The 18,971-nt window shown below is 64.4% G+C and carries 16 protein-coding genes; 6 read left to right on the top strand and 10 right to left on the bottom strand.

Annotated features, from left to right (window positions below; all coding sequences use genetic code 11):
• Nucleotides 1-1,073: 1,073 nt before the first annotated feature.
• The 6 genes from OKA04_RS23830 to OKA04_RS23805 form a co-directional block, all read right to left on the bottom strand.
• Nucleotides 1,074-2,336 (bottom strand): glutamate-5-semialdehyde dehydrogenase, encoded by a 1,263-nt coding sequence (locus OKA04_RS23830; RefSeq protein WP_264503740.1) that lies wholly within the window; start codon nt 2,334-2,336, stop codon nt 1,074-1,076.
• Nucleotides 2,337-2,454: 118 nt separating this feature from the next.
• Complete coding sequence (gene proB, locus OKA04_RS23825; protein WP_264503739.1) at nt 2,455-3,222, bottom strand: glutamate 5-kinase; 768 nt, start codon at nt 3,220-3,222, stop codon at nt 2,455-2,457.
• A gap of 79 nt (nt 3,223-3,301) precedes the next feature.
• The gene (locus OKA04_RS23820; RefSeq protein ID WP_264503738.1) at nt 3,302-3,682 is read right to left on the bottom strand and encodes a zinc-ribbon domain containing protein; all 381 of its coding nucleotides are present in this window, start codon (nt 3,680-3,682) and stop codon (nt 3,302-3,304) included.
• Nucleotides 3,683-3,744: 62 nt separating this feature from the next.
• The gene (locus OKA04_RS23815) at nt 3,745-4,842 is read right to left on the bottom strand and encodes a metallophosphoesterase (protein WP_264503737.1); all 1,098 of its coding nucleotides are present in this window, start codon (nt 4,840-4,842) and stop codon (nt 3,745-3,747) included.
• A gap of 129 nt (nt 4,843-4,971) precedes the next feature.
• Entirely contained in the window at nt 4,972-5,400 is a 429-nt protein-coding gene (locus OKA04_RS23810; protein WP_264503736.1) for a hypothetical protein, read from the bottom strand.
• On the bottom strand, nt 5,397-5,633 hold the full coding sequence (locus tag OKA04_RS23805; protein WP_264503735.1) for a ribbon-helix-helix protein, CopG family: 237 nt from the start codon (nt 5,631-5,633) through the stop codon (nt 5,397-5,399). Before OKA04_RS23805 ends, OKA04_RS23810 begins: the two co-directional genes overlap by 4 nt.
• Nucleotides 5,634-5,763: 130 nt before the next feature.
• On the opposite strand from OKA04_RS23805, the gene hisI reads away from it, so the two are divergent.
• The 5 genes from hisI (at nt 5,764) to OKA04_RS23780 (ending at nt 10,272) form a co-directional block, all read left to right on the top strand.
• Nucleotides 5,764-6,177: a phosphoribosyl-AMP cyclohydrolase gene (gene hisI, locus OKA04_RS23800; RefSeq protein ID WP_264503734.1), complete on the top strand. Its 414-nt coding sequence runs from the start codon at nt 5,764-5,766 to the stop codon at nt 6,175-6,177.
• Nucleotides 6,178-6,303: 126 nt separating this feature from the next.
• Nucleotides 6,304-6,654, top strand: coding sequence for a 50S ribosomal protein L19 (rplS, locus tag OKA04_RS23795; protein ID WP_264503733.1), 351 nt, complete (start codon nt 6,304-6,306; stop codon nt 6,652-6,654).
• Nucleotides 6,655-7,209: 555 nt separating this feature from the next.
• On the top strand, nt 7,210-8,217 hold the full coding sequence (locus tag OKA04_RS23790; RefSeq protein WP_264503732.1) for a hypothetical protein: 1,008 nt from the start codon (nt 7,210-7,212) through the stop codon (nt 8,215-8,217).
• Nucleotides 8,218-8,260: 43 nt separating this feature from the next.
• Nucleotides 8,261-9,121: a YdjY domain-containing protein gene (locus OKA04_RS23785; RefSeq protein ID WP_264503731.1), complete on the top strand. Its 861-nt coding sequence runs from the start codon at nt 8,261-8,263 to the stop codon at nt 9,119-9,121.
• The gene (locus tag OKA04_RS23780; RefSeq protein ID WP_264503730.1) at nt 9,118-10,272 is read left to right on the top strand and encodes a prenyltransferase/squalene oxidase repeat-containing protein; all 1,155 of its coding nucleotides are present in this window, start codon (nt 9,118-9,120) and stop codon (nt 10,270-10,272) included. The genes OKA04_RS23785 and OKA04_RS23780 overlap by 4 nt, the downstream gene beginning before the upstream one ends.
• Nucleotides 10,273-10,947: 675 nt before the next feature.
• Here the strand turns inward: OKA04_RS23780 and tnpA are convergent.
• From tnpA to OKA04_RS23765, 3 genes are all read right to left on the bottom strand, one after another.
• Complete coding sequence (tnpA, locus tag OKA04_RS23775; protein ID WP_264503729.1) at nt 10,948-11,400, bottom strand: IS200/IS605 family transposase; 453 nt, start codon at nt 11,398-11,400, stop codon at nt 10,948-10,950.
• 477 nt (nt 11,401-11,877) lie between these two features.
• Nucleotides 11,878-12,843, bottom strand: a complete 966-nt coding sequence (locus tag OKA04_RS23770) for a sulfotransferase family protein (protein ID WP_264503728.1) — start codon at nt 12,841-12,843, stop codon at nt 11,878-11,880.
• Nucleotides 12,840-13,448, bottom strand: coding sequence for a sulfotransferase family 2 domain-containing protein (locus tag OKA04_RS23765; RefSeq protein ID WP_264503727.1), 609 nt, complete (start codon nt 13,446-13,448; stop codon nt 12,840-12,842). The genes OKA04_RS23770 and OKA04_RS23765 overlap by 4 nt, the downstream gene beginning before the upstream one ends.
• Nucleotides 13,449-13,757: 309 nt before the next feature.
• Here OKA04_RS23765 and ppdK point away from each other — a divergent pair, with 309 nt between their 5' ends.
• Nucleotides 13,758-16,598 carry a pyruvate, phosphate dikinase gene (ppdK, locus tag OKA04_RS23760; protein ID WP_264503726.1) on the top strand — a complete coding sequence of 947 codons (2,841 nt, stop codon included), beginning with the start codon at nt 13,758-13,760 and terminating at the stop codon, nt 16,596-16,598.
• A 167-nt stretch (nt 16,599-16,765) separates the two neighbouring features.
• Here the strand turns inward: ppdK and OKA04_RS23755 are convergent, their stop codons facing one another.
• Nucleotides 16,766-18,865: a leucine-rich repeat domain-containing protein gene (locus tag OKA04_RS23755; RefSeq protein WP_264503725.1), complete on the bottom strand. Its 2,100-nt coding sequence runs from the start codon at nt 18,863-18,865 to the stop codon at nt 16,766-16,768.
• Nucleotides 18,866-18,971: the final 106 nt, after the last annotated feature.

The following is an 18,971-nucleotide window of genomic DNA, read 5'->3' as shown; positions in this document are numbered from 1 at the left end:
CAAGGCATGGTTTCCTCCTCCTTGAAGGTGTAACCCATGTCCCCGAACACCTGCTACCTATGTCCCCGGTCTATACACGGCCACCGGCCCGCTTGGACGGCCCTGCGAACCCAGGGTAAAAGCAGCTTTCAAAAGAGGCGCTTCCCGAAGCCATGCCACATGGCCCGCCATCACCCCAAGCCATCGTGGTCCGCATCGCTCCGCGTGCGGCCCGCCAGTCCGGGAAGCCACCCGAGCAGCCCGCTTTCATTCAAGGTCCCTCCCATACCCGCAGATCAAAACCCGCCGCCATCACTGCTTCGCCGCACGCGGAGCGATGCGGACCACGATGGCACCCGCTCTCCGTCAGCCATGGGGATCACTTCGGGCGGAATGAATTCCGCGTTCCCAGTGGGGGCGATGCCGACGTTGTTGGTATGGCGGGCGGCGAGGGTGGCTCCGGGCCGGTCTATTGACCGGCGCTCCCAGCGACTCCCAGCTCGGTGCAGCCGGGAGCGCTGGCTTCAGCCGGCTTGGACGGTCGTGCGAACCATCTACAAAAGCCACCTTCCACCACGACGACCCCATGGGAGCGCGCGGCCACCGGCCCGCTTGGAAAGCCCTGCGAACCCAGGTTGAAAGCAGCGTTCAAAGGAGGCGCTTCCCGAAGTCATACCACATGGCCCGCCATCACCCCAGGCCATCGTGGTCCGCGTCGCTCCGCGTGCGGCCCGCCGGTCCGGGAGGCCACCCGAGCGGCCCGCTTTCCCCCCACGCCCCCTCCCAGACCCACAGATCAAAACCAGCCGCCATCACTGCTTCGGCCGCACGCGGAGCGATGCGGACCACGATGGCACCCGCTCTCCGTCAGCCGCGGGGATCGCTTCGGGCGGAATGAATTCCGCGTTCCCAGTGAGGGCGATGCCGACGTTGTTGGTATGGCGGGCGGCGAGGGTGGCTGCCTCGGGCCGGTCTATTGACCGGCGCTCCCAGCGGGCTCCCCAGCTCGGCGCAGCCGGGAGCGCTGGCTTCAGCCGGCTTAGCCGTATCGACCTCTCGTCGACACGGCATGGACGGAACGTCCACGCTCCTCATCACAGCTTCCGCTGCCCGTTCCCCCGCACGCGGTACTGGTAGCTCGTCAGCTCGCGCAGGCCCATCGGGCCGCGGGCGTGGAGCTTGTCGGTGGAGATGCCGATCTCCGCGCCAAAGCCGAATTCCTCGCCATCCGCCAGGCGGGTCGAGACATTGTGAAAGACACATGCCGAGTCGCAGCCGGAGAGGAAGGCCGTCGCCGCGGCGTCATCCTCCGTCACGATGGTCTCGGTGTGGTGCGAGCCGTGGGCATTGATGTGCGCCACCGCTTCCTCCAGCGAATCGACGATCTTCACGGAAAGGATCAGGTCGAGGTACTCGGTGCCCCAGTCCTCCTCCGTCGCGGGGATGGCGGCGATGATCCCGCGGGTGCGCTCGCAGCCGCGGATCTCCACGCCCTTTTCCACCAGCTCGGCGGCGATGGCGGGCAGGTGCCCCGGCGCGACGGCGCAGTGGACCAGCAGGGTCTCCAGCGCATTGCACACGCCGGTCTTCTGCGCCTTCGAGTTCACGGTCAGCTTCACCGCCATGTCCAGGTCCGCGGCCTGGTCCACGTAGAGGTGGCAGATGCCGTCGTAGTGCTTGATGACCGGCATGCGCGCCTGCGAGACCACGGTCTCGATGAGCCCCTTCCCGCCGCGCGGGATGATCAGGTCGAGCCACTTGTCCATCTGGCACAGCGCGCTCACGCTGGAGCGGTCGGTGAAGGGAATGAGCTGGATGGAGTGCGCGGGCAGCCCCGCCTTCTCCCCGCCCGCCTGCAGCGCCTCGGCGATGGCGCGGTTGCTATGGATGGCCTCGGAGCCGCCGCGCAGGATGGTGGCATTCCCCGTCTTGAAGCACAGCACGGCGGCATCGCTCGTCACATTCGGACGGCTCTCGTAGATGATGCCGATGGTCCCGATGGGCACGCGCACCTGCTGCAGGTGCATGCCATTCGGCCGCGTCCACTTGTCCATCACCTCGCCCACCGGATCCGGCAGCGCGACGACCTGGTCGATGCCGTGCGCGATGGCTTCCACCTTCGCCGCATCCAGCTTCAGGCGCTCCAGCATCGGCTTCGCCAGTCCCTTCGCCTCGCCCGCCTCGAGGTCGAGCGCATTCGCCGCCACGATCTCCCCGGTGCGCGCGCGCAGTTCCGCCGCCATCGCGCGCAGGATGTCGTTCTTCTGCTCCGTGGTGAGCTGGGAAAGCTTGTAGGAAGCCGCGCGTGCATCGCGGGCCAGCGTTTCCACGGCGGTGAAGACTTCGGCGTCGGTCATGGCGTCAGGACTGGAGGAAGGAAAGCGGGTGAATCGCGAGGGAAACAAATTACACGGAAGCAAGCCGCGGAAAAGCAGGGCAGGATGACTTTTACTCTCAACTCTCAACCTCCAACTCTCAACCTGCCTTTGCCTCGAAGCGCGTCGAAAGCCCCTGCATCCCCGCGAGTATCCCCGCCAGGCGCTCCGGCTTCCGCCCGTGGGCGATGTGGACGGTGATGCCCGCATCCACGGAATTCTTCACCGCCTGCAGCTTCGAGGCCATGCCGCCGATCGAGAAGCGCCCGCGCTCGTCCTTCGCATAGCCCAGCACCGCATTCACGTCCGGCACCTCCTTCACCAGCTCGTTCGTCTCCGGGGAAAGCAGGCCGTCCACGGACGTCAGCAGGATCAGCGTCTTCGCGCCCAGCAGCGTGGCCACCTGCGAGGAGAGCATGTCATTGTCCCCCACGCGCAACTCCTCCACGGCCACCGAGTCGTTCTCATTGATGATCGGGACGATATTCGGCTCCGCGAGCAGGCGGTGGAGCGTATTCGAGACATGGGTGCGGCGCTCCGGCGTGTGGAGATCCGCCGCGGTCAGCAGCACCTGCGCGACCGCCAGGTCGAAGTTCCGGAAAAGCGACTCATACGTGTGCATCAGCCGCGCCTGGCCGACCGCCGCGCACGCCTGCTTCGTCGTCAGGTCGCTGGGGTAGCCGCCCAGGCCGAATGCGGACACGCCCGCGCCCACCGCGCCGGAGCTGACCAGCAGGCAGCGATGCCCGCTTTCCACGAGCCCGGCGATGGCGGTGACGAGGCGGACCAGCGCGGCTCCATCGAGCGTCCCGTCGCTGGTGCGGGTCAGGACGCCGGTGCCGGCCTTGATGACGGTGAGAGTTTCCATGGCGCGAAAAGCGGGGCCGCTCCATGCCCCCAAATCCCGCCGGAAGCCATCGCAAAGCGTGGCAACAGATGCTGCCGTCCTATTTGCCGTCGGGATCGTGCCCGGCTCGCCGCCTCGCTTCGCGGATCCGTTCCCGCTCCTTCAGACGGCATTCCCGGCACCGGACCGCGACCTGATAGGACGCGGCTTTGGTCGTTTCATAATACCAGCGCTGGTCCTCGGCGGTCCAGACACCGGGCACCCCACAGTCGCTGCAGAGAAAGGTGTAATCCCGGAAATACGCCGGGTGGGAATATGACCTCTCGCTGCCAAAGCTCACCAGATCCGGGTCCACCGGGATCGCATCGGCGGGTATCTCCGAGGCCTCCTTGATCCAGCCGCGGCTCAGGAGCTTGGCGATCCGGCTCGAGCGGAAGAGATCGGCTCGTCGGGCCTCGGCTTTGGATCCACGGCGGGTCATCGGTCGGTCCTGCCGGGATGATGCATGAAGCATCCATCCCCGGCAAGACAGGCGGCGATGGCTCAGCGGGCCTTCGCCTCCGGCACCTCCAGCGTGAAGCGCATCTCGGGGGTGACGGGCCAGCCGGCGGCCACGCCCTTCGTGCGCTCCAGGTAGGGGGAGATGGACCAGACCTTCACGGTCTTCCCGTCGGGGAGGAATTCCAGCAGGCGCAGCCAGCCCTCGCCGCCGCGGGGCGACCACTGGGTATTGAAGAGCATCTGGTGCACCGGGCGGCCGTCCGGGTAGTGGTCCGTGCGGCGGGAGATCGCGGGGCCGGCCACCCAGCGCAGCTCGTCCGAGCCGGGCTTCACGCGCTCGAAGGGCTTGTAGTGGCCATTCACCACGAATTCGATGCCGGGGTGCTTTGAAACGAAGGCCTGCCACAGCTCCTCGCCGCCGTGGACGTCGCCGCCCTTGCCGATGCCGTAGCTGTGCGGGCTGTTCTTCGTCTTCGCCACCGTGCGACGCGGCAGGCCGTCGTCGCTGAAGAGGGTGGACTCCTGGTCGATGAACTCGTGCGTCACGAGAATGCCGCGCTTGTCCTCATGCTTCGCCGCGATCTCGTTTGCCCATTTCACGACTTCCTTCCGCGGGCCGAATTCCAGCGAGTAGATCACGTAGTCCCGCCCGCCGTGGCTGAAGCGGTACCAGGCATTCTCCAGCCGGCCTTCTTGGTAGGCACCGCCGAAGATCTTCTCGTTCAGCGGGTTGTCGCTGATCTTGAAGTAGTCGTTCAGCATCGTGCTGCGGTCGGAGGAATTCTTGCCGAGGTCGTGGTTTCCCACCGCGAGGACGTAGGGAATCTTGCCATCCAGCACGGAGAGGCTGGTCTTCGCGCGCTCCCACTGTTCCTTCGTATTCGCGTCCACGATGTCGCCGACGTGCAGCGCGAGCTGGATATTGTAGCGCTCCCGGTGCTCCACCAGCCAGCGGGTGATCTCCGTGAAGAGGACCGCGTCCTCCGCCTTCCGGATATAATACTGCGTGTCCGGGATGACCGCGATGGTCCAGGACTTCTCCGATGGCCGGTCGGTGGCGCTGTCCGCGAGCACGGGCGAGATCATCGAGAAAAACAGGGCGGCAGTGGCGGCGAGGAATGAGCGTCGGACGGGATTCATGGATGGCGGCAGAAGAGGAGATCCGGCCACCCGGCAGGGCAAAGGTGGCCCCCTTCCACGTCCCTGACCACGGCAAGGTTTGGAAAAAATCGCGGCATCGGGAGAAATCCGCCCCCAAATCGGCCCGATTCAATTCCCCGTCGGCTGCTTCTCCAGCTTCACGGTCACCACGTCATCCGGCATCGACGTGCGGATACCGCCCCCGTGCCCCCACACCGTGATGGTCTCCGGTTTGTAACCCTCCGCCGAGATCGTGAATCCCAAGCCACCGGCAAGCGGCAGGCCGGTCACATGGATCGACTCCGAGCCATCGGCGAACTCCTCGATCATGCACGGGCCGCTGCCCTTCACGAAAGGCGACACCTCCTCATCCCACGACACCTTCATCGCCAGCGGCTCACCGCTCGCGACATCCACCGCCCTGACGTGCAGCGAGTAGAGAGCAGGCTGGTAAACGGTGTAGTCGAATTGACGAGTCGCCTTGTCACGATCCCCCAGCGACCAACCGAGCACACCAGAGGCCAAGGCGAGCGCGATGGCTCCGAGTGTCGCTCTCATGAGTCCTCGGCATTCGCGGAGAATCTCTCGTCGAGGTTGTCCAAGATCGACAATCCCTCCCCCGCAGTCCCCCGCGCAGCCCTCGCACGGAATCGGGTCTCGGCGTCGAATTCAGCGAGGCTCAAGGTGGAGAGTTCCTCCATGAGCTTGTTCAGGCTGATCCCCCGCTGCCGCGCCATTTCGCGGAGCCGGTTCGCCTTTTCATCGGGCATGCGGATGGTGAGCGTGGTCATGGCAGGATGCCGAGAATCACAGATTCCCGGGATCTGACGCCTACCCTATGAATGATTGCCAGCATCCGGCAAGCGGCGACAGCCGCCTTGGCTCTTGCCCCCCTGCCCCGCCGCGTTTACAGCCGCCCGCATGAACTCGTTCCCGCTGCCCGGTGACAAGAAGTCGCTCGAAGAAGGCCTGGTGTTCACCCCGAAGTTCGACGCCGACGGCCTGATCCCCGCCATGGCGATCGATGCCGCCACGAAGGAGCCGCTGATGCTGGCCTACATGAATGCCGAGTCGCTCGCGCTCACGCTGGAGCTGGGCGAGGCGGTCTATTGGTCGCGCAGCCGCCAGGAGATCTGGCACAAGGGCAAGACCTCCGGCCAGGTCCAGAAGGTGGTGGAAATCCGCACCGACTGCGACCAGGACGCGCTGGTCGTTTACGTGGAGCAGCTCGGCGGCGGATGCTGCCACACCGGCCGGAATGACTGCTTCTACCGCACCGTCGCGGGCCGCAGCGCGGACGGCGGAGCCCTGCTGAGCTTCAAAAACGAGGGATGAACCTGAAAAATCCGGCGGAAATTCGCAAATTTCGCGGTTGCATTCGCCGGGACGTTCCCCTAGTTCTCCCGCCCCTCGCGCCGCCGGGTGCCGGGATCAGCCATTTTCAAAGCAAGGAGGACCGCCATGGACATCATCAAAAAGATCGAGCAGGAGCAACTTAAGGCCGACGTCGCCGACTTCAACGTGGGCGATACCGTGAAGGTCCACACGCGGGTCGTCGAAGGCGGCAAGGAGCGCGTCCAGATCTTCGCAGGCATCGTGATCGCCCGCCGCGGCACGAGCGTGAATGCTTCCTTCACCGTCCGTAAGATCTCCTACGGCGAAGGCGTCGAGCGTGTCTTCCCGCTCCACACCCCGCGCATCTCGAAGATCGAAGTGGTCAGCAAGGGCAAGGTCCGCCGCGCCAAGCTCCACTACCTCCGCAACCGCGTGGGCAAGAAGGCCATGCAGGTGAAGGCAGCCGCCAAGGCTTGATCCGCCACCGGACTTCCTTTTTTCCAAAGCGCGCCCCGGTTCGTCCGCGGGCGCGTTTTTCATTTCCGCAGGAGAGGTTCGCCGCGGAGACGCAGGGGTCGCAGAGGGTCACGGAAAAAGGCAGGAGTTTCCTTTCTACGAAACCCCAGCCAAAAGGGCGCCCGCTTTCTGGAGCATTTTACTTTGAACTGTAGCCCTCCTGCAGACCTTCAAAGAGAGGAAGATCGATCCGCGAAAAACGCGAAATCCCGCGAAATTTTTGGAGCTGAATTCCTCTTCCTGCCTTTCAGATTTCGCGCCTTTTCGCGTTCTTTGGCGGTGAAATCAAAGCATCTACCCATCGGGAAAGCCGACCTCAATCATCCCGCACGATTCGGCTACGACCTTGCGTCAAACGCTCCAAATCCTCCGCGTTCCTCCGCGACCTCTGCGTCTCCGCGGTAATATCAGCAGTAGCCTCCATCCCCGCCCGCCCCAGAAGCCGCGAGTGACACTTTTTTGGAGCGGGAAACTTGCCCTTTGCGGTGACGCGGGGATTCGCCCATGATGCCGCCCGTGAAGCGCGTCCCCATCCTCCTCGTGATCCCGCTGGCCACCGCCGCGGTGGCGGTGCCGTGGTGGGCGTGGACGAAGGACATGGACTTCATGACCCAGCCGTCCGAGGACCGCCTGCGGCAGATCCGCTCCGAGACCTCCGCCGCGCTGACAAAGCCGCATCGCGACACCTCGCCCGATGCCGGGGGAGACGTGGACCGCGAGGTCCAGTCCCCGATCAAGCCGCCGCCGGTGATCGACCCCGGCGACCCGCTCGCCCCGGCCGCGCTCGATGCCTTCCGCGAATTTTCCGACAAGGGTGCCGCCGCGCTCATCGAGCTGGCGGTGAATCTGGAGGAGCAGAGCGGGAATGCCCGCGCCCTGCTCGCCTGGGAGCGGGTGATCGACTCGTGCAAGCCGGACGATGCCCAGCGCGCCGCCGCCACCGCCGGCATCCAGCGCCTGCGCCCGTCCGTCGCGCCATGGAGCGTGGACCCCCTTTCCAAGCCGCTGGTGCTGGAGGCCGTGCTCGGCAAGTCCACCACCTCCCACCCCGCGCTGGAGGGCCTGCTCGACGAGGCCGCCCGCATCACCGCAAACTCCTCCGCCGGGCTCGTGAAATTCGTCCCGCGCGTGGACAAGCCCGACCCGCCGCAGCCGGCGAAAAAGGCCAAGCCGAAGCCCAAGCCAAAAACGAAGGGCAAGGCAAAGGCGGACCCCGAGCCAGCCCCGCCACCACCCCCGCCGGAGCCTCCTCCGCTGTCGCTGCAGATCCTGGCCGATGGCGAAAAGGCCGCCTCCACCGGCATCATCGAGCTCGCCCTGCCGGAGGACCCCGCCGAGCTGCGCCGGGAAATCCTGCGCGGCGTGTATCGCCTGGTGGCCTCGCAACTCGCTGCCACCACGGACTTCACCCCGCCGGACTCCCTGTCCGAGACGGACGAGCCCATCCCCGCGCTCTCCACCCGCATCACCCGCTTGGAGTGGTCGGAATTCGGAAAATCGCTGCAATCGCCCGATCGGCCCTAAGAGAACGCTGGACGCACCCGTTTCTCAGGGGAAGCTTCGCCTGATGATCCGTCCTTTTCTTTTGTTGCTCGCTGCGAGCCCGCTGCTCTGTGCCGATCCGGCACCGGCGAAGCCTGATGCCAAGGAAACCAAGGAGCCGGAAAAGAAGGAGCCACAGGAGGCCCCGGCATCTCCCTTCCCCGGCGGACCCGGCGGCATGGGAGCCCCCGTCGAGCCGAGCACCCTGCCCGCCCCGGACCAGCCCGTCGCTCCCGTGGAGCCCCCGGTGAAGGAGCTGGACAAGGAGCGCGTACAGATCGGCGACGTGATCCTGAACCGCAAGACCCGCGAGATCCGCTTCCCCGCCGCCGTGAACATGGCAGGCGGCGAGCTGCTGGAATTCGCCCTCGTCCACGTGAATGGCAAGGTCCACGAGTCGCTGCTCGTCACCGAGACCTCCGCCACCGACATCAATCTCGCCTTCAAGCTGCTGCGCTACCCGGCCTCCGCCGAGCTCTACTCCATCGCGAACGAGAACGGCACCATGTCGAACAAGTTCCACGAGGTGGCGGACGACGTGAAGGCCGGTGCCCGGCTGGACATCGGCGTCGAGTGGGAGGCCGAGGGCAAGACCCGCACCGCCAAGCTGAACGACTGGATCTCCCACGGCACCACGAATGCCCAGATGCCCGCCGCGGACCCGTGGGTCTATGGCGGCTCCGGCATTCATGATGGCAAATTCGTCGCCGACCTGACCGGCGACTACATCGCGATTTTCCTGAGCAATGCCGCGCTGATCAATTTCTCCGGCAAGGACAACAATTCGGACGAAGTCTGGTTGCCCTTCCCCAAGCGTGTGCCAACGGAAGGAACCAAGGTCACCGTCACCATCACACCCCACAAGCAGCCAGCAGCCAAAAAATGAAAACAGCTCTTTGTCTCGCTTTCGCGTCCACCATCGCGCTCGCACCGGCGCAGGAGACGAACAACCCGTATCTCTCGCTGCAGGTCGAGATCAAGCAGGCCATCGCGCGTGGCAATGCCTGGCTGGCCAAGCAGCAGAAGGAAGACGGCCACTGGGATGACGCCGAGCTCCCCGCCTTCACCGCGCTCGCCCTGACCGCCGGTGCCCGCGACCCCGGCCGCGACCCGAAGGCCGACCTGCCGCCCCACATCGCCAAGGGCTTCCAGTGGCTGCTGAAGCAGCAGAAGGAAGACGGCGGCATCTACAACAAGGGCCTCAGCGTCTACAATACCGCCACCGCCGTGACCGCGCTGACCGCGGGCGGCCTGCCGGAATACGAGCCCGCCATCGTGAAGGGCCGCAACCACCTCATCGACCAGCAGTGGGACATCGGCCAGAAGAAGGAGACCGACAATCCGAATGACGGCGGCATCGGCTACGGCTCGAAGAACGACCGCTCCGACATGTCGAACACCTACCTGGCCATCGAGGCGATCGCGCTTTCGCAAAAGGTCATCGAGGACGGCAAGCACGGCGACCAGCCGGACCTGGACTGGGACGCCGCCATCACCTTCCTCTCCCGCTGCCAGAATCTCGAGGGCGGCAAGGCCCTGCCGGAGACCGCCGAGTCCCCGCAGAACAAGGGCGGCTTCCGCTACGGCCCGGCCGAGACAAAGGCCGGTGAAGACAAGCTGCCCGACGGCCGCACCGCGCTGCGCTCCTACGGCTCCATCTCCTACGCCGGCCTGCTCTCGATGATCTACGCTAAGCTCGGCCCGGATGATCCGCGCATCGTCGCCGTGAAGGAGTGGCTCGGGAAGAACTACACCCTCAGCGAAAACCCGGGCATGGGCGCGCAGGGTCTCTTCTACTACTACCAGACGATGTCGAAGGCGCTCTCCGTCGCGAACATCAACAAGTTCAAGCTCGCCGACGGCAAGGAAGCCGACTGGCGCAACGACCTGGCGAATGCCCTGCTCAGCAAGCAGCGCGAGGACGGCTCCTGGACGAACGAGAACGCCCGCTGGATGGAGTCGAACCCCGTCCTCGTCACCGCCTACTGCGTCATGTCCCTGGAGCAGATCTACTACTCCATCCCCAGCGAGCCGTAAGGCCGCACGGAGGAAGGAAACGACCCACATCACCCCAAGAGCGCGGACCCAAGTCCGCGCTCTTTTTTTTGTGCAGCCACCCCACGCCCCGGCCCGCCAATCGAAACCCGCCGACCTCACAACACCATCTTCGGTTCTACAGGGCCAAAGGCCCGCCCATCCCTCAGCCCCGGGCAACGCCCGGGGTTCCCAACCCGGCGATCCACACGGGCTGAAGGCCCGTGATATTCGGAAAGGCCACCCCAACCGGAACGGCGCCCCATCGCCCCACGACATGGGAAATTGAAATCATCACCGGCAACATCATCGGCACGCACCCCGTATCATCCCTCACAACGTCTCCGGCGCCCCCAACATATCGCGGCCCTTCAGGCCGCCATTCTTGCGCACCCCAAAAACCCCGGGCGTTGCCCGGGGCTGAGGAATGGCCGCGCCGTTGGCGCTCTTGAACGACCCGATGCCCGGCTCTCTGCTCCGCCCCGAACCGTCACCAGTTCGATCACGGAATTTTCACCAATCCGACTACATCTGGCAAACCGGACCACGCCGACCTTCCCGCACCATCCCGGCTTCTCCAGGGCCATCGGCCCGCCCATCCCTCAGCCCGGGCCATCGGCCCGGGTTTCCCATCGCACGACAGGCGCCCCAACGGGGTGCGATCCGTGCACGGCCACCTCAATCCCAAACGTACTGCTCATCGAACGCCACGTGGTACTTCGCCAACAACAGCCGGTATTCCTCTTGAAAGGTCCGCTTCCGGTGATGCTCCGCTTGCCCGGCAATGTAATCCACCACCTTCTCCGCATCCGACTGGCTGACGGAAAACGCTGCATAACCCGCCTGCCAATGAAAGCCCGCCAGACGAGGATCCCTTGCCTTGAGCCATTTCGAAGACGCCGTTTTCACCGTCTCCACCACGTCGGCGATGGTCTTCGTCCGCGAGAGGCCGAATAGCATGTGGACGTGATCCTCCACCCCGCCCGTCCGCAACGACGGACAATCGATGCGATCCAAGATCCCCGCGAGATAGGGATGAAGTTCTGCCTGGAGCGTGGCGGATAACACCGGCTCACGATTTTTCGTGCTGAAGACCAGATGGACAAGGACGCGGGAGAGGGACTGCGGCATGGATCACCGCGAGCTTCGCAAAGCAGCCGGGCTTGTGGAGGATGATTTTCATGCAGGGCTGGCGAAATAGTCCGGGCAACATCATCGCCAGAAAATCCGGCAACCCCCAACATATCGCGGCCCTTCAGGCCGCCATTCTTGCGACCACAAAAACCCCGGGCGTTGCCCGGGGCTGAAGGATGGCCGCGCCGTTGGCGCTCTTGAACAACCTGACGCCCACCTCTCTGCGCAACTCCGAACCGTCACCAATCCGACCACGGAACCGTCACCAGTTCGACTACGACTGACCAACCGAACCACGCAGGCAACACCTCCGGCTCTCCAGGGCCAACGGCCCGACCATCCCTCAGCCCGGGACATCGGCCCGGGTTTCCCATCGCACGGCAGGCGCCCCAACGGGGTGCGATCCGTGAACGGCCCGCTCAATCCCGAATGTCCGGCTCACCGAACGCGACGCGTCCCACCATCAATACCCCATCACCGGAACGAAACCTCGTACCCCTTCTCCTTCCGGAACTTCTTCAAAAAACGCGGCATCCACGTCGGCCTTCTCAGACGCCGCGAGATCCGCCGCCGTGCCGTGAACCAATCCACGATCCCGGCCCACAGCCCGAGCGAGCCGCCATGCGCGATGCCGTCCGGCAATTCATACCCGAGCAGCTTCATCCGTCGCGCGCGCTCGCCGGAGACATAGCGCCGGGCCCATGCGCGGCGATACCAATTCGACATCTCCTTCTTCCACGCGTCGCGGCTGTCGGGAGAGATCTTCGAGTAGCGCTTCACGCCCGTCGGATCGCCAAGCGTCCCGCCTGTCGAAGCCACCAGCTCCTCATCCAACACCGCCGCCAGATCCTCCCAGCCCAGATATTCCCCCAGGCGCTCCAGCTCCGCGGCGGGATCGGTCACGAGGTCCTCGTACTTGATCTGGAAGACACGCTCGCCGTGCTTCCCGCAGAAATCCTGCAGGCGCTGCTGGCCCTCATACAAATCGATGCCGAATTCCTCCGGACACCACCGGCCCTTGCGAAAGGTCGATGAAACCGACGACGCCACCGCGAGCGGGTGCCGCCACAGCACGATGAACTTCGCATCCGGAAAGGTCGCCAGGATCTCCTCCGCGATCAGCGTGTAGCGCGGTGTCTTGTCGATGAACCACTCCTTCCCTCCCGCGAGCCCGTCGTAGATGCCCAGCATCAGCTCGCGGACGCCTTTCCGGTAGGCCTCGTCGTAGCCGTCCCATGCCTTCCGCATGTCGGCGGTGGCCGTCTCCACCAGCGACTCCCAGTAGGCCGCCTTCCGGGTCATCGCGATGTCCTCGCCCAGGAAGCGCAGCAGCAGGCTCGGCTCGCCGAGCGTGGCGCACTTCCCGCTCGTGAGGAGCAGCCGCTGCAGCAGGGTCGAGCCCGCCCGCGGCAGGGACAGCAGGAAGACCGGGCGGGTCATGGCCTCTGGTAGCCGAAGTAAGCGATCTCGTCCGCAAAGGTCTCCGCGATGAATGCGCTCAGCTTGTCATCGTAGTACTGCGCCGCGCTGCCCCGCTCCGAGCGGTTCCGCACCGGCAGCTCCACCGGCGGGATGTCCAGCCGCTCGCAGACCTTCCGGAAGTCCTCGTTCAGATTCTCGTAGCGGATGATGAAATCGACATTCGCGAAGGGCGGCTTCTCCCCGTCCGCAGGCAGGGCGAAGTACTCGCGCAGCGGGCGCACTTCCTTCTCCACGAACTTGCGGAATTTCTTCGCATTCCACTCCGTCTCGCGGCGGTGCGGGGAGAACCAGAAGGACACCATGCGGTCCCACGGATTCCGCACGCAGGCGAATTTGAAGAGCCCGTTCACCGCCTCCGTGCCGAGCTCGCGATGATACTCGAGCAGCGTCGAGTGCTTCACCAGATCGCGCCCCTCGGAGCGCACCTCGAAGCGCTCCACGCCATCCTGCCCGCCGCTGGCGACGATGCGGTCCTCGGAGAAATCGCGCAGGATATTCTGGATCGAGTTCCCCGCGGTCTTCGGGATGTGGACGAAGAGGAAGCGTTTCTGGAAGGAGATCATGGCAGGCGCTTGGCCAGCCTCCCCGAAGCGGGCCGCGCAGGTCAAGGACGGGTTCCGCACTGCGGGTACAGCGTCGCGCGACAGATCATCGCAAACGATCGCACGCGGCAGTCATCGCACGTGCAGGTGGGCGGGTTGTTTTTCCGGACACATGAGGCAGGTTTCTTGACGGGTGTTCCACAGACGGAACTGGTTCATTGACACGATGTTTCTCGCCGCTAGCCTCGCGCGTCCGCGCCCGGGACATGGCGGCCTTTTTTCGTCGTCCCCACGCGCCTTTCCACAGTCAACCTACTCCACGAACTACAGATGGCTACCGTGAAGAAGTCCGCCAAGAAGGCGGCCAAGAAATCGCCCGCTGCCAAGGGCACCAAGTACGTTTACACCTGGGGCGACGGCAAAGCCGATGGCAACGGGTCGATGAAGGCTCTTCTGGGCGGCAAAGGCGCGAACCTCGCGGAGATGACCCGCATCGGTCTTCCGGTGCCTCCGGGATTCACCGTCACCACTGACGTCTGCACCTACTTCTACGCGAACAAGCGCACCTATCCCGCCTCCCTGCAGGCACAGATGGAAGCCGGCGTGAAGAACATGGAGAAGATCATGGGCTGCAAGTTCGGCGACGCGAAGGGCATGCCGCTCCTCGTGGCCGTGCGCTCCGGCGCCCGCGACTCCATGCCGGGCATGATGGACACCATCCTCAACCTCGGCCTCAACGACGAGACCGTCCTTTCCCTCGCCGCCGTCACGAAGAACGAGCGCTTCGCCTGGGACTGCTACCGCCGCTTCGTCCAGATGTACGGCGACGTCGTCCTCGGCGTGCAGAAGACCGAAGGTGAAGACCACGAGCCTTTCGAAGTCGTCATCGAAGGCTTCAAGCACGAGAAGTATCACAAGGACATCGTCGACTCCGACCTCACCGCCGACGACCAGAAGGAGCTCGTGAAGCGCTTCAAGGCACTCGTGAAGGAGCGCACCGGCAAGGGCTTCCCGTCCGACCCGTGGGAGCAGCTCCGCGGTGCCGCAGGTGCCGTCTTCGGCTCCTGGATGAATGACCGCGCGATCGTGTATCGCCGCAAGTACAACATCCCCGCCGAGTGGGGCACCGCCGTGAACGTGCAGGCCATGGTCTACGGCAACACCGGTGACACCTCCGGCTCCGGCGTGGCCTTCACCCGCAACCCGGCCAACGGCGTGAACGAATTCTACGGCGAGTTCCTCGTGAACGCGCAGGGTGAAGACGTCGTCGCCGGTGTCCGCACCCCGGATCCCGTCGCCCTCATGAAGAAGGCGATGCCGAAGCCCTTCGCAGAACTGATGAAGGTCCGCTCCATCCTGGAGAAGCACTTCAAGGACGTGCAGGACGTCGAGTTCACCGTGCAGGAAGGCAAGCTCTTCATGCTTCAGACCCGCAATGGCAAGCGCACCGCCGCTGCCGCGCTGAAGTTCTCCATGGACATGGTGAAGGAAGGCCTCATCGACTGGAAGACCGCCGTGCTCCGCAACCCGGCCGACCAGCTCGACCAGCTCCTCGCCCCCATCTTCGACCTCGCCGAGGTGAAGAAGGCCAAGGAACTCGCCAAGGGTCTCCCGGCCGGCCCCGGTGCCGCCTCCGGCAAGATCTACCTCAACGCCGACCGCGCCGCGGCCGCCGCTGAAAAGGGCGAGAAGGTCCTCCTCGTCCGCAACGAGACCTCTCCGGAAGACCTTCGCGGCATGATCGCCGCCGAGGGCATCCTCACCGCCAAGGGCGGTGTCTCCTCGCACGCCGCTCTCGTCGCCCGCCAGATGGGCAAGGTCTGTATCTGCGGCGCCTCCGCCATCGAGATCGACTACGACAAGAAGACCGTGAAGGTGGCAGGTGAGACCTTCAAGGAAGGTGACTTCCTCTCCATCGACGGCACCAGCGGCACCGTCTACGGTGGCGAGCTGAAGACCGCTCCTTCGGAAATCATCACCGGCATCGTCGACGGCGACAAGGCCGCGAAGAAGACCGAGAAGTTCAAGAGCTTCCTCAAGCTCATGGAATGGTGCGAGCAGGCGACCAAGATGTCCGTCCGCACGAATGCCGACACCCCGGAGCAGACCCGCATCGCGGTGGCCTTCGGCGCAGTCGGCATCGGCCTCACCCGCACGGAGCACATGTTCTTCGAAGGTGACCGCATCGACGCGATGCGCGAGATGATCCTCGCCACCACGCTGGAAGCCCGCAAGGCCGCCCTGGCCAAGCTTCTTCCTTACCAGCGCGAGGACTTCACCGGCATCTTCAAGACCCTCAAGGGCCTGCCGGCCACCATCCGCCTCCTGGACCCGCCGCTCCACGAGTTCCTTCCCCACACGAAGGAGCAGCAGCTCGATCTCTCCAAGAAGATCGGCGTGCCGGTCGAGAAGATCATCCAGCGCGTGCACGACCTCCACGAGTTCAACCCGATGCTCGGCCACCGCGGCTGCCGCCTCGGCATCGCCTATCCGGAAATCACCGAGATGCAGGCCCGCGCCATCTTCGAAGCCGCCGCTGACGTGGCGAAGAAGAAGATCGCCGTGAAGCCCGAGGTGATGATCCCGCTCGTCGGCTTCGGCAAGGAATTCGACCTCCAGGCCGAGATCGTCCACACCGTCGCGAAGGAAGTCATGGCTGAGAAGAAGGTCACCTTCGAATACCAGGTCGGCACCATGATCGAAGTCCCTCGCGGTGCCCTCACCGCCGACGAGATCGCCAAGGGCGCCGAGTTCTTCAGCTTCGGCACCAACGACCTCACCCAGACCGCACTCGGCATCAGCCGTGACGACATGGGCGCCTTCCTCATGCCGTACATCGAAAGCGAAGTGTTCGCCAAGAACCCCTTCGCCACCCTCGATGCGACCGGCGTGGGCCAGCTCATGGAGACCGCCGTCACCAAGGGCCGCAGCACCCGCCCGGGCATCAAGCTCGGCATCTGCGGCGAGCACGGTGGCGACCCGGACTCCGTGAAGTTCTGCCACAAGCTCGGCCTGAACTACGTCTCCTGCTCCCCGTACCGCGTGCCCGTCGCCCGCCTCGCCGCCGCCCAGGCCGCGATCGAGGAAGGCAAGGCCGCCGCACCGGCAAAGAAGGCCGCCAAGAAGGTTGCCAAAAAGGCAGCCGCCAAGAAGGCCGCGAAGAAGAAGTAAGAAGTAAGCCGCAAGGCTCACTGGCTTCTCCAAGCCAGATATCCAAAAGCCGCCCCGGAAAACCGGGGCGGCTTTTTGTTTGGATCGTTCGGATCGCCCGATCCCGCCATCCGAGATGTCGCCCGGCGGACATCAGATCGTCGATGACACCACCGCAGGGCCGGACGTCACTTGGTTTCGTAGTGCTTCAGCGACTTTCCATAAGCCTCCTTGTCCGGTCCCGTGGCGTCGGCGTGGAGTTTCTCTATCAGCGGCCTGGCCTCCGCGACCTGATGTTTTGAAAGCAGCCACGCGCAGAGGGCTTTCTCTCCAGCGCCTTCAGGAGGCGTTTCCTGATGCGGCAGATAAGTCACACTCCCGTCCGGCTCCGCGGCAGCATCGCCAGCGATCGTCCGCGCCTCGATCTTGCCCGCCAGGAAATCCAACAAGAGCGACTTTGCCACCGGGTCATCGAGCCGGGTAGCAAGCATGTGGAGAGCCTCCTCCCGATTGTCCTCCCGCGGATGCGCGAGAGCCCATGCACCGAGCTTGCTCATGGATTCCCCTTCCAGAGCCTTGAGAAAGTCCGATCCCTCTTTCCCGAAAAATGCCCACCTGCTGAATCCCTGCAGCAGTTGCTCCGTCGCATCCTCCCGCTTCACGAGATTCACCGCCGTCTTCGTTTCCACCTTCGCGAGCAGGCCCTCCCGCAAAGGCTCGTCATAGCCCGCCGATAGCCTCCATGTGGCATCGGGCAGGGCACCGTAGAGCGCGAACAAGCGCGCGGCCCGCTCCTCCGGATCCGGCCATGCCTTCACTGCCACCTCTTCGGGATCTCCAGCCCCTTGGAACGCCTTTTTGAATTGCTCCAGCACGGTCTCGTCAACGAGCTGGGCGTAAGCCGACATCAACCGGTTGTGAGCGGCTTCACGCTTGCGCGATTTCTCCAGCTCCTTCTTCGGCTCGTCATAGCCGTTCCGCTCCAGGAAGTCGCAGATCGAGTCCGAAGCGACGATCGTCAGCAAGGCATCGCCCGGCCATCCCTCCGGCCACCGCAAGCTGCGCCCATGGTGGAAGCCCAGCGTGGTGATCAGCTTGCCCCCCTTGTAAAACTCCAGCGATGGCTCCCCGCAGCACATGCAATGGAAGCCGGACTCCTGATCCTCCACTTTCCACGAGCCCACCAGCCGCTGGATTTCCGCGGCATCCACCACTTCGAACAAGGTCTCTTCCTTCTCGATGTTCCGGTGGCAGGTGCCACCAGTCCTCACCCTGAGCCGGTCAACGTCCTTCAATGCGGACGCCAGCGCAGCATGCCAGGAGGAATCCACCTGGCAATCTGGCAATGCCTTGCGGAACTCATCGACCCGGGCCTCCGGCACGGATGCCGAAAGCAGCGTGAGACGCCTCAAGGAAGGCACGCCGGCGGGGGGCGGCAAGGTCTTCACCCTCGTCTCGGAGGCATGGACTTCTTCCAGCTTCTTCAAGCCTTCCAATGACTGCAGACTGGTGATCGCCGTCCGCTCAACGCTCAAGCGCCTCAGCTCCGGCATGGTCGAAACAAATCCCAGCTCCTCCACTCCATCAACCCCTCCGAGATGGAGTTCCCGCATCTCCTTCAAGGCACCAAGCGCCGGGACATTCTCTAGATCCGCCCATCCGGCGTCGAATAGCCTCAGCTTCGACATCCCTGCCATCACATCGGCATTCACTGCCATGAAATGGTGAAGCCTCAGCCACAGAAGCTCCGTCGCCTTTGAAAGCCTGGAAACATCCTTCAAGCTGGGACTCGAGTCGATATCGAACGCCAAGTACTTCAGCCCGGCAGGCAAGTCGCGCAACGTCTGCTCCTCGTCGTTTGAAAACGTCTCGCTCACCACCAGCGCCGCCTGCGACCAATCGATGCCCTGCAATGCGGCATCCGGCTTCTCTGGCATTTCCTCCAGCACCACCGCCCTCAACCCTGCCTTCTCCTCCGGCTTCATCCCGGAAAGGGGATCGAGCAGGATGGTCTTATCATCTTCGTAATCCTCAACCACCCTCACACCCACCGGCTTCTCGGCTTCCTCCCCCGGCAGTCGCCCCAGCAACACCGTGCCCTCCTTGTTACCCAGCCGGAATTCGTATCGCCCGGGACCAGCCAATACCACGGGGAAATTCCATACCCACAGCACGTCACCTGCGGTTGGCGCACCCGGAACCCCGAAGACCGGCTGAGGTTTCCGCTCGTACTCCTTGCCTTGAAACAGGAAGACATAGTCATCCCCCCACGCTTGGGAAAACAGCACAACAAGGGGGATGACCAAGCATCTTATCATGCCAGCCGACTTAACAGGCGGATGATTGCTTGTCTCTCCAAATCAGCAAGGCCAGCCGCACCGGCCGCCGGTGTCG

It is taken from the genome of Luteolibacter flavescens (assembly GCF_025950085.1).
Classification (GTDB): domain Bacteria; phylum Verrucomicrobiota; class Verrucomicrobiia; order Verrucomicrobiales; family Akkermansiaceae; genus Haloferula; species Haloferula flavescens.
Note: the sequence above shows the minus strand (reverse complement) of the source record. Positions and strands in the feature narration are given on the sequence as shown.

Coding starts and splice junctions, on each gene's coding strand:
- OKA04_RS23830 (WP_264503740.1), bottom strand. CDS start 2,336: ATGACCGACGCCGAAGTCTTCACCGCCGTGGAAACGCTGGCCCGCGAT.
- proB (WP_264503739.1), bottom strand. CDS start 3,222: ATGGAAACTCTCACCGTCATCAAGGCCGGCACCGGCGTCCTGACCCGC.
- OKA04_RS23820 (WP_264503738.1), bottom strand. CDS start 3,682: ATGACCCGCCGTGGATCCAAAGCCGAGGCCCGACGAGCCGATCTCTTC.
- OKA04_RS23815 (WP_264503737.1), bottom strand. CDS start 4,842: ATGAATCCCGTCCGACGCTCATTCCTCGCCGCCACTGCCGCCCTGTTT.
- OKA04_RS23810 (WP_264503736.1), bottom strand. CDS start 5,400: ATGAGAGCGACACTCGGAGCCATCGCGCTCGCCTTGGCCTCTGGTGTG.
- OKA04_RS23805 (WP_264503735.1), bottom strand. CDS start 5,633: ATGACCACGCTCACCATCCGCATGCCCGATGAAAAGGCGAACCGGCTC.
- hisI (WP_264503734.1), top strand. CDS start 5,764: ATGAACTCGTTCCCGCTGCCCGGTGACAAGAAGTCGCTCGAAGAAGGC.
- rplS (WP_264503733.1), top strand. CDS start 6,304: ATGGACATCATCAAAAAGATCGAGCAGGAGCAACTTAAGGCCGACGTC.
- OKA04_RS23785 (WP_264503731.1), top strand. CDS start 8,261: ATGATCCGTCCTTTTCTTTTGTTGCTCGCTGCGAGCCCGCTGCTCTGT.
- OKA04_RS23780 (WP_264503730.1), top strand. CDS start 9,118: ATGAAAACAGCTCTTTGTCTCGCTTTCGCGTCCACCATCGCGCTCGCA.
- tnpA (WP_264503729.1), bottom strand. CDS start 11,400: ATGCCGCAGTCCCTCTCCCGCGTCCTTGTCCATCTGGTCTTCAGCACG.
- OKA04_RS23770 (WP_264503728.1), bottom strand. CDS start 12,843: ATGACCCGCCCGGTCTTCCTGCTGTCCCTGCCGCGGGCGGGCTCGACC.
- OKA04_RS23765 (WP_264503727.1), bottom strand. CDS start 13,448: ATGATCTCCTTCCAGAAACGCTTCCTCTTCGTCCACATCCCGAAGACC.
- ppdK (WP_264503726.1), top strand. CDS start 13,758: ATGGCTACCGTGAAGAAGTCCGCCAAGAAGGCGGCCAAGAAATCGCCC.